This window comes from Ruegeria sp. CDSA141, from assembly GCF_059612005.1.
This window is the reverse complement of sequence record NZ_JBXWPT010000001.1, coordinates 668,760-684,062: the sequence shown is the minus strand read 5'-3', so window position 1 is coordinate 684,062 and position 15,303 is coordinate 668,760. Positions and strand designations below refer to the sequence as shown.

The window sequence follows — 15,303 nt, the reverse complement described above, 5'->3', positions numbered from 1 at the left end:
TCAGGCATTTTCCTGTGCGACCTGTCGGATGCGTTCGATCATCGACCGCAGACCGTTTGAGCGCTGAGCGGACAGGTGGTCGTTCAGCCCAAGGCGTGCCAGTTCAGCCCCTGCATCGACTTTGGGAACTTCGGCTACCGGCAACCCGTTGTACAAAGACCGAAGAACCGCGATCAGCCCACGCACGATCAGTGCATCACTGTCGCCATCAAACTTGAAGACACCGGACTCAATCATCGGATGCAGCCAGACCTGACTGGCACATCCATGCACCTTTGTCGCCGGAACCTTGAACGCGTCGTCCAGAGGCTCCATCGCCTTGCCCTGCTCGATGACATGGCGATACCGGTCTTCCCAATCCTCGAGAAATTCGAAATCCTCGACAATCTCTTCAAAGGCGGGCGTGGCCATGATGCGGTGGTCCTTCGGTTACATTCATAATTGTGACGTAAGCCGACGACCAGCTACTGTCCAGCCCCCGCGGTGGCTTTTCAACGCGAAGAAATTGCGCTAACCCATTGCCTGAACTCGTGTGAAAGTCTGTGGGTCCATGCAAAAATCTCTGTCCGTTCTCATTATCGCCACGCTGACCCTGACTGCCTGCAGCAGTTGGCGTGACTCTAGGGTAAACCCGTCGAACTGGTTTGGATCTAGCAGATCTGTCGATGCCGATACCCCACGCGATCCGAATGCCGCCGACGCACTCGTTCCTCAGCAAAGCGAAGGTACCGGTCTGTTTTCACGCCCCGATGCCGAAGACACCAGCATTCCAATTGGTCAGATTGACGAGTTGCGCATCGACCCAACACCCACCGGCGCGATCATATATGCGTCCGGCACGGCTGTCCGACAGGGGGCGTACGATGCGCGTCTGGTTCCTGTTGAATTGGACGAAAACCAGAAAAAAGGAACACTGGAGTTCGTATTCCGCGTGACCTACCCCAGCTATGAGACACCGCAAGGGTCAGAGCGTACACGGATGGTATCAGACGCCATCAATGTCTCGAAACAGGAACTGGAAGGTATTCGTCTGGTCCGTGTGGTCGGGCAACAGAACGCCCTCGAATCACGGCGCCGGTAAGCGCCGTTAAAGCGTAACCACCTTGACCGACTGCCCTTTGGCCGCCAAGGCAATTTTTCCTTCACACAGCTTGAGCGCGTCCTCGCCGAAGACCTCGAACCGCCAACCGGACATCGCCGGAAGATCGCGCTCACCGGCCGCGATCTGATCCAGTTCCGAGCTTGTGGCGATCAATTTCGCCGCCACACCAGAGCTTTCGGTTTTGGATTTAAGAAGAACCCGCAACAGGTCTGACAGTGCCGGGTTGACCTTGAGCTTGTCGCGCGAATTGTCGACCTTCGGTAATTTGTCGGCCGGGCAATTCACGCCACGCTGGACTGCGGCCAGAATACCTTCGGCAATCGCTCCTTTGCGGGCTTCGCGCAGCAAAAGGCGGGATCCGCCCAAATCCGAATGCGTTTTGGGTTTGGTCGAAGCCAACTCAACCAACGCATCGTCCTTGAACACACGGTTCCGAGGCACGTTGTTTTCCTGTGCGTAGGCTTCGCGAAACTGCGCCAGTTCGCGCACGATAACCAGAAACTTGGCCGAGTTCGTACGCGTCTTTACCCGTTTCCAGGCCTCTTCGGGACGGATGTCATATGTGGCGGGCTGTGTCAGCGTCCGCAGTTCTTCGGCAACCCAATGGCTGCGCTCTGTCTTTTCAAGTTCTGCGGCCAGGTATTCATAGATCCCGCGCAAATGCGTCACGTCTGCCAGAGCATAGTTTTTTTGAGCATCAGTCAGAGGACGGCGGGACCAGTCGGTGAACCGAGAAGTCTTATCAACGCCCTGCTTGCAGATTTTCCGGACCAGAGTTTCATAGCCAACCTGTTCGCCAAATCCACACACCATCGCTGCGACCTGTGTGTCAAACAGCGGCTTGGGAAAGACGCCGGCTTCGACCCAGAATATCTCAAGATCCTGACGGGCAGCATGGAACACCTTAACCACGTCTTCGTTCCGGAACAGGTCATAAAGCGGTTCAAGCGACAGGCCATCGGCAAGCGGATCAACCAGAACCGCGCTGTCTTCATCCTCGGACGGGACCGCCAATTGCACCAGGCACAATTTGGAGTAATAGGTCCGCTCGCGCAGGAATTCGGTATCAACTGTGATATAGGGATTGTCTGCAGCGGCCTTGCAGAAATCGGCCAGCTCTTGCGTCGTCGTCAGGGTTTTCATGCGCCGTACTAGTATCGCTCTTGTTTTTGTGACTGCCCGTTATTGTCGTCGTCCCGAGCGTTGTCGACGACCATAGGCCGATTTTTATACGGGTGTAAATCACCCAGAACGTGTTCAGGGCAACAGGACTGGCGACCTGTTGCCTTCTGCAAAGCGCCGCAACACTTCGGGGTACAGTTTATGCTCCCACACCAACACCCGCGCAGCCAGCGACTCTGGTGTATCTTCCGTTTCAATTGGAACCCGCGCCTGGCCCAGAATCGGACCGTCATCCAGCGCCGCCGTCACCTCATGCACCGAGCAGCCGTGCTCTGAATCCCCGGCCTCAATCGCGCGCACATGAGTGTGTAACCCTTTGTATTTGGGCAATAATGAAGGGTGAATATTCAGCATCCGACCTTGAAATCGGGACACGAAATCTGCTGTCAAAACCCGCATGAAGCCAGCCAGACAGACAATGTCAGGCTTCGCCTCTTGCAGGGGCTTCAGAAGCTCGGATTCAAACGCGGCGCGATCCCCCCTGAACGGGCGATGATCAACCACTGCGGTCGGAATGCCACGGTCCGCAGCTTTTTTCAGCCCGCCAGCCTGCGCATCATTGGAGAGCACCAAACAAGGCCGCGCCGGATGATCTCCGGTCATGCTGTCGACCAGCGACAACATGTTCGACCCGCCCCCGGAAATCAGGATCGCGACGCGCTTGTGACTCACAGCAGTTTGCCTGAATAGGCAACACCGGGCGCTTCGGTGACGGTACCGATCCGAGCGACGGTTTCACCAGCATCCGTCAACAGGGACGACAGGTCATCAGCCTTGTCCGCAGCGCACACGACAATCAGGCCGATGCCGCAATTGAAGGTCTTGAGCATTTCCGCCTCTACGATTCCACCGGTCTCTGCCATCCAGTTAAAGACGGGCGGCAACCGCCAGCTGTCCAGATCGATCTCGGCCCCTAACCCTTCGGGCAGCACACGCGGAAGATTTTCGGTCAATCCACCGCCGGTGATATGCGCCAGCGCGTGTACACCACCCGCACGAACCGCAGCCAAAACCGGTTTTACGTAAAGGCGTGTGGGCGTCAGCAGCGCCTCACCCAGAATCCCCTCACCAAAGGGCGACGGCGAATCCCAGCCCAGACCGGACAGCTCGACCAGCTTACGCACAAGCGAATAGCCGTTGGAATGCACCCCGTTCGAGGCCAGGCCCAACAACACGTCCCCGGATTGAACGCCCGCAGGCAGATCTGCGCCGCGTTCCATCGCACCAACCGCAAAACCGGCCAGATCAAAATCTCCATCTGGATACATGCCCGGCATCTCGGCGGTTTCACCACCGATCAAGGCACAGCCGGACTGTGCGCATCCGTCGGCAATCCCTTCGATGATCCGTGCCGCCGTATCGGTATCCAGCTTACCGGTTGCGAAATAGTCGAGGAAGAACAGCGGCTCGGCCCCCTGGCAGATCAGGTCATTGACGCACATGGCCACCAGATCGACCCCGACTCCGTCCACGACACCAGTATCGATCGCGATCCGCAACTTGGTGCCCACACCATCCGTCGCACCTACCAGGATAGGGTCTTGGTATCCGGCAGCCCTCAGATCGAACAGTGCGCCGAATCCGCCCAGGCCGCTCATCACACCGGGTCGGTTGGTCCGCTTGGCGGCGGGCTTGATCCGATCGACCAGGGCATTCCCCGCGTCGATATCCACACCTGCATCGGCATAGGTGATTCCGTTTTTACCCGCTGTCATGTTCGGTCCCTCAAGAAAGCTTTGCGGGCGGGTTATTCGATTGTGGCGTTTGTTGCAACGGTCAGGCTTGACGCGGCTGTTCACCGTGATACCCAAGGCGCTTAGGCGGGCCTGTAGCTCAATTGGTTAGAGCAGAGCGCTCATAACGCTTTGGTTGGGGGTTCGAGTCCCTCCGGGCCTACCATTTCGCCGAAACATCAGGATCTGCTTTTATCGCCTGCACGCGAACGCGTTGCCTCATTCACTCGATTCTTCGATTCCGAAATACGCGTCGAACTTTTCTTGTGTCACTTGCCACTCAAAGGAATAGCCATCGCGCCCACCAAAGCTGTAATTCTCGTGACTGCCGGACAGGTCCGGATCTTGATGCACCGCAGCCAAATACGTTTCAAAATCCGCAGGATCGACCCAGAACGAAGCATCCATGATCATCATGTAATAGTCGAAGGCAACAGGTTCATCGAACTTGCCAAAATCATTCTGCAAATAGTCCAGCATTTCAGCACAAAAAATCGCCATATTGGCACGCACCTGAACCGGCAGCGGCGCAAGATCCTCGTCGCCATCAACTACTTCCTGCTGCGACGCGTACCACAACTCGGACGCCAGCGACTCAACAAGGTCGGACCGCAACCATTTCAGACAGGTATCGCCTGAACCGATAAAGCCGATCAGACGTTCGACCCGTCTTTCATCGGTTTCTTCATACCACTGCCAAAGTGGCAGCAAGGCCGCAATTGTTGCGCAACCAACGAACCCCTTTTCGGCCAGTTTTACGAATCCTGCGATAACCATCTCATGCGTCCCCCAAAAATGAAAAAAATATGGGAACAGGATGCCATGGACAGACAAATTAGCAAAATTGAATTCAATACACAGACATAATGGGGATTTATCGGCCTATGATTATATCCGCGCACAGCCCGCCAAGACGCTCACTTTTGCCCAGACGCAAAATACCGCCGTGCGCGCGTGCGACATCGGCCACAATCGCAAGACCTAGGCCAACGCCACTGCCCTGATTCTGATTGCGTGCCGGGTCGAGACGCGTGAATGGCTTGACCGCTTCAGCACGCTGGTCCGCCGGTATACCGGGGCCGTCATCCTCAACGCGGATTCGCATCGATTTCGCGTTCAGAAACAGGCTGACCTCGGCTCGGCTGCCATAGCGAACGGCGTTTCCTATCAGGTTTTCGACCGCCCGGCGCACAGCCATGGGGCGCAGCATGACTGTACCCTGCCCTTCGACCGCAATCAGGTCTGCCTGATGACCGGTCCGTTTCGCGTCATCCACGATCTGGCGGAGAAATTCATCCGGTCGGACCTCTTCCGTCGATCCTTCGGCGGCCCCACGCGAAAATTCCAGAAACGCATCCAGCAAGGACTGCATTTCAGTCACATCCTTTTGCAATGGTGCGGCCTCATCTTCGGGCAACATCGACAGTCCAAGCTTCAGACGAGTCAGCGGAGTACGCAGATCGTGACTGACACCAGACAGCATCAACGTCCGCTGCTCCATCTGGCGTTCGATCCGGGATCGCATATCCAGAAACGCGTTACCCGCCGCGCGTACCTCGATTGCTCCGCCGGGTGAATACGGAACGATTCGCCCACGCCCGAATGCCTGCGCCGCATCGGCGAGGCGCGTAATGGGACGCAATTGGTTTCGCATGTAAAGAAACGAGATCGTCGTCATTATGACCGCAAAGAACACCATGGTGACAATCAATTGATGCGGAGCCGCAGGCGACAACCTGCGCCGATCAAATGTCAATTGCAGCAGGCCCAGATGCGTATCCAGATAAACCCGAGCCTCCTTGCTGCTGGGCAAAGCAACGGCGACGAGATCGGGCAGCCAAATATGTAGTTCAGATTCGACCTGTGGTGCGATGAAGTCATACCATCGCCGCGCGCCGATCGCAGGTTCTTCGTTAACGCCAAGAAATCTGGCCTTCATCTCAAGGGCCTGCAAATCGGGACGAATCGACGCCAGCGCCTGTTGTTGTGTTTCCGCGCCCTCGATCATTGTCGTGATCAACATCACCTCACGGGATGCCGCGCGCGTCATCTGGCCGGTGACATCCTCAAGATGCTTTTGAAGGAAAGCGATACCCACGACCAGCAACAGCACGATCACAGGCAAAACCAGGATCAGCGCCGCCCGGGCGTAAAGACTGCGAGGCATATAAGGTTTGAGCCAGTGCGAAGACATGCGCTAAACCTAGCGGGCTGCCCGGACAAGAGGAAGAGCACAGAATGCCATCACCAGATGATTTCAATCCACCCGTTGGAAAACCCGAGGAACTGCACCCGGGTTTGCGACGTATTCTGGCCCCGAATCCCTCTCCGATGACTTATCGTGGCACCAACACATACCTGCTGGGTGATCGCGACATCGCGGTCATCGATCCAGGCCCAGCAAGCGAAGCACATCTGGGCGCGATTCTGGATTCCTTGGCGCCGGGTCAAAGGATCAGCCATATCATTGTCACACATACGCATGTGGACCATTCACCTCTGGCGGCTCCGCTGGCGGCGCGCACGGGGGCAGAGATTTATTCCTATGGTGGGCCCGAGGCAGGACGCAGCGCCGTCATGACCGATCTTGCCGCGCAGGGGCTGACTGGCGGCGGCGAAGGCATCGACAGCACGTTTCGCCCGGATGTCGAAGTGGCGGACGGTGAGTTCATCAATGGTGACGGATGGCAGCTCGAAGTCATTCACACTCCGGGCCATCTGGGCAATCACATTGCCTTGGCCTGGCAGAACATCTGTTTCACAGCGGATCATGTCATGGGTTGGGCCAGCTCGTTGGTGTCCCCTCCGGATGGTGATCTGACCGACTTCATGGCTGCTTGCCATCGGCTGCGCGCGCGCGACTGGTCGGTTTTCCACGCGGGCCATGGTGCACCGATCACCAGCCCTGCCGAACGTTTGGACTGGCTGATTGCGCATCGCCAAACCCGCGAGGCCCAGATCCTGAGCGCGTTGGAAGATGCAGACGGGACAGCTCGGCATCTGGCTGAGCGCATCTATACGGATACGCCAGCGGCATTGTTGCCAGCGGCCGAGCGAAATGTTTTCGCTCATCTCATTGATCTGACTGGGAAAACCAAAGTGGCGCCCATTGGCCCACTGTCGGTTGCATCTGTTTTTCGACGGTTTCTCTAAAACAGCAAAAATTTTTGATCGTTCTCTTACTTAACCACTGGACGTCTGGAATCGGGGTTGCTATACGCGCCTCAGTTCCGGCGTAGCTCAGCGGTAGAGCAGTTGACTGTTAATCAATTGGTCGTAGGTTCGATCCCTACCGCCGGAGCCAAATCCCCCCTCGTTAAGACCTTCAATGACGCCAAAAATCGCATCGGTTTCTGCCGGTTTTTTCGTCGAAAAAACACACGCCCCCTCTGGACGCCGGGAAACCGGATTGCTATACGGCGCGAACCGTTCCGGCGTAGCTCAGCGGTAGAGCAGTTGACTGTTAATCAATTGGTCGTAGGTTCGATCCCTACCGCCGGAGCCAATTCCCCAAAACGCAGCAGACCTACCCTGTCAGGGCATTCCCGAACTCTGCTCGCAGCTTGCGTTTCAAGACCTTTCCTGTTGCACTCAGTGGCAGCGCATCAACAAAGACAACCTTGTCAGGAATCTGCCATTTGGCGATTTTGCCATCGAAAAAGGACAGCAAATCCTGTTCGCTAGGTTCTACTCCATCGGCTTTCACGGCAACCAGCAAGGGGCGTTCATCCCATTTCGGATGCGGAACACCGACCACGGCGGCCGTCGCAAGCTGGGGGTGGGCCACGGCGATGTTCTCAAGCTCGACCGAACTGATCCATTCCCCACCGGATTTGATGATGTCCTTGGATCTGTCGCGAATGGTCATGTAACCATCCGGGTCCAAAGTGGCCACATCCCCGGTCGCGAACCAGCCATCCTGCAACAGATTCTGATCCTGCAACTGGAAGTAGCTGTCCAGAACCCAGTGGCCCCGCACCAGCAAATCGCCCTGAGTTTCACCGTCATGCGGAAGATCATTCCCATCTTCGTCCACGATTTTCAACTCAACCCCAAAGGGCGGTCTTCCCTGGCTCAGGCGAATCTTGTGCTGTTCTTCCGGCGGCAGCTTCAGGTGTTTGGCCAGTGGGTAATTCGTCGTGCCCAGCGGGCTCATCTCGCTCATGCCCCAGGCGTGAACCGTGTCAACGCCATAGGTTTCGCGGAATGTTTCAATCATCGACGGCGGACAGGCTGCGCCGCCAATAACAGTGCGATCAAGACTTTTGAGTTCGGTTCCGCATGCCGCGGCATGGGCCAGCAGACCCTGCCAGATGGTAGGCACGCCCATGGCCAGTGTCACGCCATAGGTATCGATCAGATTGACCAGCGCTTCACCATGTAAATCCGGTCCAGGCAACACAAGCCGCGATCCCGACATGGCACAGGCGTAAGGCGACCCCCACGCGTTGACATGGAACATCGGCACAACAGGCATAACAACATCCATCGCAGAATACCCGATCACATCCCGTGTGTTCGATGCAAAACTGTGCAGCAGTGTTGACCTGTGAGAATACAACACGCCCTTTGGATTGCCCGTCGTTCCCGACGTATAGCACAGACCGCAGGCGGTTTTTTCATCCAGGTCGGCCCACTGGAAATTCGCATCTCCTGTCTGGATCAACTCGTCATAGAACTTCAGATCAGGAACCTGAGCCGCAGCCTCTTCATTGCGAGGCCCCATGAGGACAAAATGCTGAACCTCGGACAAAGCGTCATGCAGCGCAGCGACCAGCGGAAGGAACGTCGCATCAAAGAACAGAACCCTGTCCTTGGCATGATTGATGATAAAGGTCAGCTGCTCGGGGAACAGGCGGGGATTGACCGTGTGACAGACATAGCCCGCGCCGGAAGTGGCAAAATAGATCTCAAGATGCCGCCGATTGTTCCAGGCCAGTGTCCCGATCCTGTCCTGCGGCTCCAGCCCCAGAGTCGTCAATGCCGACGCCATTCGTCGCGCATTCACTGCAATCTCGGACCAGTTGGTTTCAGTGACCGTTCCATCCGTTTCGACCGAGACAATCTCGGTCTGACCGTGATAGCGCTTTGCGTGTTCGATCAGCGACGAAATCAGCAGGGGCTGCGTCATCATCTGTCCCAGCATGGACATCCTCCCGTCCTTGGCGAGACCTTAGATGGCCTCTGCCTTTTCCACCTGACATTGACAGCTTGGGGCGTGACCCGATGCGTCAATCCAGTCGTTTCCTACGGAGGAACCCTGCCAATCATTTAATTGTCTGACAATAAAAGAATGCTGCCCACCAAGGTGACAGGCAGCATTTTCTACCGTTAATCCCGGTGTTTCAGCGCATAGGCGACCAATGCAGCGGTTGATCCGTCTTTATCTTCAGCGCTCGCAACACCATCCACGACAGGCCCAAGAGAGTTGGCAAGCTCTTTGCCCAACTCCACCCCCCACTGATCAAAGGAATTGATGCCCAGCAGAACGCCTTCAACGAACACACGATGCTCATACAGCGCGATAATCTGCCCCAGAACGAACGGTGTAAGCTTCGGATACATCAGTGTTGTGGAAGGACGATTACCGGGAAATACCCGGTGTCGCGCCTGCCGATCAAGTTCGTCGCCATCAAGGCCTTTTTCCGCCATGCGTTCACGGGCTTCATCCAAAGAACGACCACGCATCAAAGCCTCTGACTGCGCCAGACAGTTGGCCAAAAGCAGGCGGTGATGGTGAATCAGCTCAGGTTCGTGCGCTTCGGCAGCGACCATGAATTCACAGGGTATGACATCCGCGCCCTGATGGATCAGCTGATAAAATGCATGTTGACCGTTGGTTCCTGGCTCACCCCAGACAACGGGCCCCGAAGGGACGGTCAGGGTTGATCCGTCCATCGCGACAGATTTGCCATTCGATTCCATTTCCAACTGCTGGAAATATGCAGGCAGGCGCAGCAGCCGCTGATCATAGGGCAGCACGGCCCGGCTGGAATAACCCAGAACCTGACGGTGCCAGATACCGACCAGCGCCAGTATCACAGGCATGTTATCACCCCAATCCGCCGAGCGGAAATGCAGATCCATCGCCTGCCCGCCGCGCAGAAACGCGTCAAATGCATTTGAACCGACGGCAATCATGACTGGCAATCCAACCGGCCCCCAGACCGAATAGCGCCCGCCCACCCAATCGGCGAAACCAAATACATGTGCCTCGGGGATGCCGAAAGCCTGCGTCTTGTCCAGCGCGCTGGATACGGCAGCAAACTGGCGGGACGGATCCCCCCCACCCTCAGACATCCAGGCGCGGGCCGTGTGCGCATTGGTCATCGTTTCGATCGTGGTGAATGTTTTCGACGCGACAATCACCAGCGTCCGTGTCGGGTCCAGCTGGCGCAACGTGTCTGCAATATGGGCCCCATCCACATTCGAGACGTAATGCACACGCGGACCATCGTGATAAGGGGCCAGTGCGTGCGTGGCCATCACCGGGCCAAGGTCAGATCCTCCGATGCCGATATTCACCACATCGGTAAAACTGCCCCCTGCCCCTGCAATGGCGCCGCCGCGCACCTCCTCGGCAAAGACACGCATCCGATGCAGTGTGCCCAGAACCCCGGGCATAACATCCTGACCGTCCACCTCGATCGGCCCGCCATCAAGGTTGCGCAAGGCAGTGTGCAGCACTGCGCGCCCTTCGGTTTCGTTGATCTTCTTCCCGGCAAACATGGCGTCGCGCTGTGTCGCAAGCCCGGCTTCTTCGCACAATTGCAGCAGCGCCACGCGCACGTCTTCATCGATCTGTGTTTTCGAATAATCGAACAGCATATCCTTGGATGAGACTGAAAACGACCCGGCTCGGTTTGCATCCTCTGCGAACAGATCGACGATACGGCGTTCGGCCGTCGCAAGTGTCTTCAAAGCACTCAGCTGCATTGCCTCACTCCGCCCAATGAACCGTCACGCCACTGAGAACGGCGGCGATCGGTGCCTCTTCCGGTGGCATTGACATGGCTTTTTCCAAAACGTCTCGTTTTGCCTGCCCGTAGATGACCAGATGTTTCGACAAAGCCCCGTCCAGAACAGGGGCCGTCAAAGAAATCCGAGCTTCTGGCTGCACATCGGTCCGGGCGACGATCAAGGTTGGCGCTTGGCTGTCGAGAGCCTTGGCAAGCCCCTCCATTCCGGGGAACAACGAGGCCGTATGCATGTCTTCCCCCATCCCCAGGACCAGAACCGACAATGGCAGCACTGGCGCGATCAGCGATTCAACCTCGGGCAACGCCGCTTCAGGCTCTGTGCCCGGCACATAGAGTGGAATAAACTGCGCCACGGATGCCCGGTTGGTCAGCAGTCTCTCCCGGATCAGGCGTTCGTTCGAACGTTCATGATCAGCCGGTACGCAGCGCTCATCCGTGGGCAGAACGCGTACGCGGTCCCACTCAAGATCAGCGGCGCACAGACTGTCAAAAATCGGCCCCGGCGTTGTCCCGCCGGGGACGGCCAACGCAACCGTGTCGTTGTGCAACAAAGCGGCTTCAAGCTCACCCGCCAACGCGTTTGCCACATCGATCGCAAGCATTTCCCGATCGGCATATTCCTGAATGTTCATGGCTTTATTCCTTGCCAGCGGCGACCGTCGCGTTTCATCAGCAGCTCGGCGTCGCCCGGCCCTGTGCTGCCGCTGTCATAAGGTTTGGGCACGTCCCCACGCGCCAGCCATCCGGCGATGATCGGATCGGTCCAGGCCCATGCGGCCTCGACCTCGTCTCCACGCATGAACAGCGTCTGGTTACCCCGGATCACGTCCATAACGAGACGTTCGTAAGCATCTGGCGGGTCCTGATTTTCCGGCCCCAGCGCTTCGGCAAAACTCATATCCAAAGGCACGTCGATCAAACGCATCCCGCCCGGCCCTGGTTCCTTGATCGTCACTTTCAGTGTGATCCCCTCATTGGGTTGCAATCGGATCGACAACGCATTGGCGTGACGCCCGGCTTCTTCCCCGAAAATCGAATGCGGTGCGTCCTTGAACATCACGTTGATAATCGAAGAGCGCGCCACCAGCCGTTTACCCGTACGCAAATAAAACGGCGTACCCGCCCATCGCCAATTGCTGACATGCGCCTTCAGCGCCACGTAGCTTTCGGTGGTCGAGCGTGGATTGCCAACACATTCACGGTATCCCGGCCCGTCCGGCCCCTCCGAAAACTGGCCGCGCACGATGTGATGCGGTTCCACAGGATCAAGCGCCCGGATCACCTTGAGCTTTTCATCTCGTACAGCGTCCGGATCGAACTTTGCCGGGGGTTCCATGGCAATCAGACACAGCAGCTGCATCAGGTGGTTTTGCACCATGTCACGCATCGCACCCGCGCGCTCATAGTATTCTTCGCGCCCTTCGATACCGACGGTTTCCGCAACCGTGATCTGGATGTGGTCTACATACTGGCTGTTCCACAGCGGTTCGAACAACATATTGCCAAACCGTACCGCCATCAGGTTCTGGACGGTTTCCTTGCCCAGATAATGATCGATCCGGTAAATCTGGCTTTCATCAAAATGCGCAGCGAGTGTGGCATTCAGTTCTCGCGCACTGTTCAGATCATGCCCAAACGGCTTTTCCACCACAATGCGCGTCTCTTCCGTCGCCAGATCATAGGCCCGGACACGCTCGGCCAGGGGTCCAAACAGACTGGGGCCGACCGAGAAATAGAACGCGCGCACGCGGTTGGGTGAGAGTTTTTCACCCAACACATCCCATCCTGCGTCTGACATAGCATCCAGCGGGACATAGTCGACCCGCTGCAGGAAACGGGACAGTGCCTGCGAATCCGCGGCCCGGACCACGGCATGCTGGTGAAGCGACTTTGTGACCATCCGTCGGAAATCATCTTTGGAATGGCCCGCACGCGCTGCTGCGATAATCTTCGCATCTTCATGCCATTGCCCGGCGCAAAAGCGACGGTAAAGCGCAGGCAGGATCTTGCGCTGCGCCAGATCGCCGGTGCCACCGAAAATAATCAGATCAAAGGGATCAACTGGTATGACGCGTGAAACCATGAGTTGTCCTTACCTCGCCCCTTCCGTCATGTCCAATGTTAGCGCAACCATATACCGAGAAATCACACTGATCAAAACTCTGTCAGAACCGCTGCGTCACCCTTACCAAATCGGCGGCGAAGGGCTAGATCAGAACGACGACCTCAAAGAACCGGATGCGGGAATGAAAGACAACGCCCCTCAGCTTGCCAATAACGGCAAGTTTCAAAACAAATCGGTGACAGCTGACGGACAGGCCCGCGCAACGGTTTCCCTGACACGCCCCGAAACCCTTTGGTTCAATACAGGCACGTTGTGCAACATCGAATGTGTGAGTTGCTACATAGCCAGCAGCCCGACCAATGATGCTTTGGTTTACATCACGGCTGACGAGGTTCGTGACTACCTGGATCAAATCGAAGCTCGCAATTGGCCCGTGCGCGAGATCGGGTTCACGGGTGGTGAGCCGTTCATGAACCCGGAAATGATCGACATGACACGCGCCGCGCTGGAACGAGGATACGAGGTTCTGATCCTGACCAACGCAATGGCTCCGATGATGCGCCGCAAAATGCGCGAAGGCTTGCTGGGGTTGCAAAAGGAATTCAACCACATGTTGACTTTGCGCATTTCGGTCGATCACTTCCGCCCGGCCCTGCACGATGAAGAGCGCGGCGAGGGTAGTTTCGACAAAACCTTGGCCGGGATGGAGTGGTTGCGCGACCACGGTTTCAACATGGCCATTGCCGGACGCACCGTCTGGGGAGATTCAGAGGCGGAAAGCCGTACGGGTTATGCCAGATTCTTTGCCGAGCACGGATTCGATATTGACCCGCAAAACCCGGCTCGGACCGTTCTGTTCCCCGAAATGGACGAAACTTTTGAAGTCCCCGAAATCACCACGGCTTGCTGGGGAATTCTGGGCAAATCCCCCAACGACGTCATGTGCGCCAGCGCCCGTATGGTGGTCAAACGCAAGGGGGCCGAAAAACCTGCTGTCCTGGCCTGCACCCTACTGCCCTACGAGCCGGAGTTCGAGATGGGTCATACCCTTGCCGAGGCCGAGTCGGACGTGCATCTGAACCACCCTCATTGCGCCAAGTTCTGTGTCTTGGGCGGCGCCAGCTGTTCTGGCTGATCAGTTCAGCTCGGGCGATTTCCAGAACTTGGTGCCCGACGCGCCGGCCGATACGCGCCACCCCTTTTTGTTGAGAACAAAGAACGAGCGCCCATCGGTAAAGCGCAGGGTTTCGCCGGTTTTATCCTCGCCATACATGGCCCCTGTTTCTGCGGTGGCGTCGTAACCCTGGCTGATGAACTTATCCAGATCAGTAGGGGTTTCGAACAGGATCACGAATTTGGTCTGGAAACCGCCGATGCCGATGGCACCGCCAACACCGCCTGTCCCCATGTTCATATACGTATGCTGTCCGGTGTCTTTTGACACTGCAACGCCACGGCCATAACCCGCCGACACGGGAAACACTGTCACCTTACGAGAATCGAACACCGCATATCCGGCACTGATGTCATACAGGGCCTGCGCCTCGGGGTTCTCCGTCAGAAGCTGATCCAGAATTTCGCCTGCCATCGCGTCCAGCTTGGCGCGAGTTTCCTCCGGTGTTGCCTCATTGGACAGCAATTCTGAAGTTGAATCGATGGTCTCATCGACGGCGGCGGCACCTTTGTCGATCGTGTTCCCGACGCTTTCGGCGCCTTTCTTGATCTTGTCCAGAACACCTTCTGCAAAAACAGGGCGGTTCACGCAAAGCGCTGCAGCAATAAGCGCCGCAGCAAAGAGAAAGGCTCTTGTCATGATTTGTTTTCCTGTGACACCAACAGATTGGCTGCCACCATACGCGACTTGCCTCAAATGAGAACGGGATTTCCGACGTTCAGGCAAACTTAGCCGACCGCTCAGTTCACGCGAAACTCACCGACCATGTTGCGCCACTCACCCGGCGCAATCATCTTGCGGTGAGTGAATTTGACCGAATGCAGCGGCCCTTCGATCTCTCGCTGCCAAAACTCGATGAATTCGAACAGCTTGGGATGATCCGGCGCAAGGTCGTATTCCTGCCAGATGAAGGTATTCAGGACGTGGATATAATCGGGCATATGGTAGAAAAATTCAGCCGTTGTCAGACCATAGCCCTTGAGCATCAATTCTGTTTCGCTTGTCTTCATGCAGACCTCCGGTTTGTTGCAAGATGTCTTCAGGTTAGCACGAAAACTTCCTAATTC

The 15,303-nt window shown here is 56.8% G+C and carries 15 protein-coding genes and 3 tRNA genes; 6 read left to right on the top strand and 12 right to left on the bottom strand.

Going from position 1 to position 15,303, the window contains the following annotated elements:
• Positions 1-411 carry a SufE family protein gene (locus AC2FLP_RS03445; protein ID WP_117868838.1) on the bottom strand — a complete coding sequence of 137 codons (411 nt, stop codon included), beginning with the start codon at positions 409-411 and terminating at the stop codon, positions 1-3.
• Positions 412-550: 139 nt separating this feature from the next.
• Here AC2FLP_RS03445 and AC2FLP_RS03440 point away from each other — a divergent pair, with 139 nt between their 5' ends.
• The gene (locus AC2FLP_RS03440) at positions 551-1,081 is read left to right on the top strand and encodes a hypothetical protein (protein WP_496680720.1); all 531 of its coding nucleotides are present in this window, start codon (positions 551-553) and stop codon (positions 1,079-1,081) included.
• Between the two features lie 6 nt (positions 1,082-1,087).
• On the opposite strand, the gene rnd is transcribed toward AC2FLP_RS03440, so the two are convergent.
• The 3 genes from rnd to purM form a co-directional block, all read right to left on the bottom strand.
• Positions 1,088-2,245: a ribonuclease D gene (gene rnd / locus AC2FLP_RS03435; protein WP_496680722.1), complete on the bottom strand. Its 1,158-nt coding sequence runs from the start codon at positions 2,243-2,245 to the stop codon at positions 1,088-1,090.
• A gap of 114 nt (positions 2,246-2,359) precedes the next feature.
• On the bottom strand, positions 2,360-2,956 hold the full coding sequence (purN, locus tag AC2FLP_RS03430; RefSeq protein WP_496680725.1) for a phosphoribosylglycinamide formyltransferase: 597 nt from the start codon (positions 2,954-2,956) through the stop codon (positions 2,360-2,362).
• Positions 2,953-3,999 (bottom strand): phosphoribosylformylglycinamidine cyclo-ligase, encoded by a 1,047-nt coding sequence (purM, locus tag AC2FLP_RS03425; protein WP_299893669.1) that lies wholly within the window; start codon positions 3,997-3,999, stop codon positions 2,953-2,955. Before purM ends, purN begins: the two co-directional genes overlap by 4 nt.
• A gap of 107 nt (positions 4,000-4,106) precedes the next feature.
• On the opposite strand from purM, the gene AC2FLP_RS03420 reads away from it, so the two are divergent.
• Positions 4,107-4,183, top strand: a tRNA-Ile gene (locus AC2FLP_RS03420).
• A gap of 53 nt (positions 4,184-4,236) precedes the next feature.
• On the opposite strand, the gene AC2FLP_RS03415 is transcribed toward AC2FLP_RS03420, so the two are convergent.
• Both AC2FLP_RS03415 and AC2FLP_RS03410 read right to left on the bottom strand, forming a co-directional pair.
• On the bottom strand, positions 4,237-4,794 hold the full coding sequence (locus AC2FLP_RS03415) for a hypothetical protein (RefSeq protein ID WP_117868833.1): 558 nt from the start codon (positions 4,792-4,794) through the stop codon (positions 4,237-4,239).
• A gap of 97 nt (positions 4,795-4,891) precedes the next feature.
• Positions 4,892-6,211 carry an ATP-binding protein gene (locus AC2FLP_RS03410; RefSeq protein WP_299893673.1) on the bottom strand — a complete coding sequence of 440 codons (1,320 nt, stop codon included), beginning with the start codon at positions 6,209-6,211 and terminating at the stop codon, positions 4,892-4,894.
• Positions 6,212-6,255: 44 nt separating this feature from the next.
• Here AC2FLP_RS03410 and AC2FLP_RS03405 point away from each other — a divergent pair, with 44 nt between their 5' ends.
• The 3 genes from AC2FLP_RS03405 (at position 6,256) to AC2FLP_RS03395 (ending at position 7,522) form a co-directional block, all read left to right on the top strand.
• Complete coding sequence (locus AC2FLP_RS03405) at positions 6,256-7,170, top strand: MBL fold metallo-hydrolase (RefSeq protein ID WP_299893675.1); 915 nt, start codon at positions 6,256-6,258, stop codon at positions 7,168-7,170.
• A gap of 76 nt (positions 7,171-7,246) precedes the next feature.
• Positions 7,247-7,321: transfer RNA gene (locus AC2FLP_RS03400), tRNA-Asn, on the top strand.
• Between the two features lie 126 nt (positions 7,322-7,447).
• Positions 7,448-7,522 (top strand) — tRNA-Asn (locus AC2FLP_RS03395).
• 21 nt (positions 7,523-7,543) lie between these two features.
• Here the strand turns inward: AC2FLP_RS03395 and AC2FLP_RS03390 are convergent.
• From AC2FLP_RS03390 to zwf, 4 genes are all read right to left on the bottom strand, one after another.
• The gene (locus tag AC2FLP_RS03390; protein ID WP_299893676.1) at positions 7,544-9,163 is read right to left on the bottom strand and encodes a long-chain-fatty-acid--CoA ligase; all 1,620 of its coding nucleotides are present in this window, start codon (positions 9,161-9,163) and stop codon (positions 7,544-7,546) included.
• A gap of 185 nt (positions 9,164-9,348) precedes the next feature.
• Entirely contained in the window at positions 9,349-10,953 is a 1,605-nt protein-coding gene (gene pgi / locus AC2FLP_RS03385; protein ID WP_496680730.1) for a glucose-6-phosphate isomerase, read from the bottom strand.
• Between the two features lie 4 nt (positions 10,954-10,957).
• Positions 10,958-11,629 carry a 6-phosphogluconolactonase gene (gene pgl / locus AC2FLP_RS03380; protein WP_299643068.1) on the bottom strand — a complete coding sequence of 224 codons (672 nt, stop codon included), beginning with the start codon at positions 11,627-11,629 and terminating at the stop codon, positions 10,958-10,960.
• Positions 11,626-13,080 (bottom strand): glucose-6-phosphate dehydrogenase, encoded by a 1,455-nt coding sequence (gene zwf, locus AC2FLP_RS03375; RefSeq protein WP_496680733.1) that lies wholly within the window; start codon positions 13,078-13,080, stop codon positions 11,626-11,628. The genes pgl and zwf overlap by 4 nt, the downstream gene beginning before the upstream one ends.
• 163 nt (positions 13,081-13,243) lie before the next feature.
• Between zwf and AC2FLP_RS03370 the strand changes: the two genes are divergently transcribed.
• A complete protein-coding gene (locus tag AC2FLP_RS03370; RefSeq protein WP_299895687.1) occupies positions 13,244-14,197 on the top strand; it encodes a radical SAM protein in 954 nt (317 codons plus the stop codon).
• Here AC2FLP_RS03370 and AC2FLP_RS03365 read toward each other — a convergent pair whose 3' ends face one another.
• Both AC2FLP_RS03365 and AC2FLP_RS03360 read right to left on the bottom strand, forming a co-directional pair.
• Positions 14,198-14,875: a lipid-binding SYLF domain-containing protein gene (locus tag AC2FLP_RS03365; RefSeq protein ID WP_299893682.1), complete on the bottom strand. Its 678-nt coding sequence runs from the start codon at positions 14,873-14,875 to the stop codon at positions 14,198-14,200.
• A 101-nt stretch (positions 14,876-14,976) separates the two neighbouring features.
• A complete protein-coding gene (locus tag AC2FLP_RS03360) occupies positions 14,977-15,246 on the bottom strand; it encodes an usg protein (protein WP_117868812.1) in 270 nt (89 codons plus the stop codon).
• Between the last annotated feature and the right edge of the window lie 57 nt (positions 15,247-15,303).

What these genes read in the sequence shown, in the direction of transcription:
- AC2FLP_RS03370 (WP_299895687.1), top strand. Translation starts at nt 13,244, where the DNA reads ATGAAAGACAACGCCCCTCAGCTTGCCAATAACGGCAAGTTTCAAAAC.
- AC2FLP_RS03440 (WP_496680720.1), top strand. Translation starts at nt 551, where the DNA reads ATGCAAAAATCTCTGTCCGTTCTCATTATCGCCACGCTGACCCTGACT.
- AC2FLP_RS03360 (WP_117868812.1), bottom strand. Translation starts at nt 15,246, where the DNA reads ATGAAGACAAGCGAAACAGAATTGATGCTCAAGGGCTATGGTCTGACA.
- zwf (WP_496680733.1), bottom strand. Translation starts at nt 13,080, where the DNA reads ATGGTTTCACGCGTCATACCAGTTGATCCCTTTGATCTGATTATTTTC.
- AC2FLP_RS03415 (WP_117868833.1), bottom strand. Translation starts at nt 4,794, where the DNA reads ATGGTTATCGCAGGATTCGTAAAACTGGCCGAAAAGGGGTTCGTTGGT.
- pgi (WP_496680730.1), bottom strand. Translation starts at nt 10,953, where the DNA reads ATGCAGCTGAGTGCTTTGAAGACACTTGCGACGGCCGAACGCCGTATC.
- purM (WP_299893669.1), bottom strand. Translation starts at nt 3,999, where the DNA reads ATGACAGCGGGTAAAAACGGAATCACCTATGCCGATGCAGGTGTGGAT.
- pgl (WP_299643068.1), bottom strand. Translation starts at nt 11,629, where the DNA reads ATGAACATTCAGGAATATGCCGATCGGGAAATGCTTGCGATCGATGTG.
- rnd (WP_496680722.1), bottom strand. Translation starts at nt 2,245, where the DNA reads ATGAAAACCCTGACGACGACGCAAGAGCTGGCCGATTTCTGCAAGGCC.
- AC2FLP_RS03445 (WP_117868838.1), bottom strand. Translation starts at nt 411, where the DNA reads ATGGCCACGCCCGCCTTTGAAGAGATTGTCGAGGATTTCGAATTTCTC.
- AC2FLP_RS03405 (WP_299893675.1), top strand. Translation starts at nt 6,256, where the DNA reads ATGCCATCACCAGATGATTTCAATCCACCCGTTGGAAAACCCGAGGAA.
- AC2FLP_RS03410 (WP_299893673.1), bottom strand. Translation starts at nt 6,211, where the DNA reads ATGTCTTCGCACTGGCTCAAACCTTATATGCCTCGCAGTCTTTACGCC.
- AC2FLP_RS03365 (WP_299893682.1), bottom strand. Translation starts at nt 14,875, where the DNA reads ATGACAAGAGCCTTTCTCTTTGCTGCGGCGCTTATTGCTGCAGCGCTT.
- AC2FLP_RS03390 (WP_299893676.1), bottom strand. Translation starts at nt 9,163, where the DNA reads ATGCTGGGACAGATGATGACGCAGCCCCTGCTGATTTCGTCGCTGATC.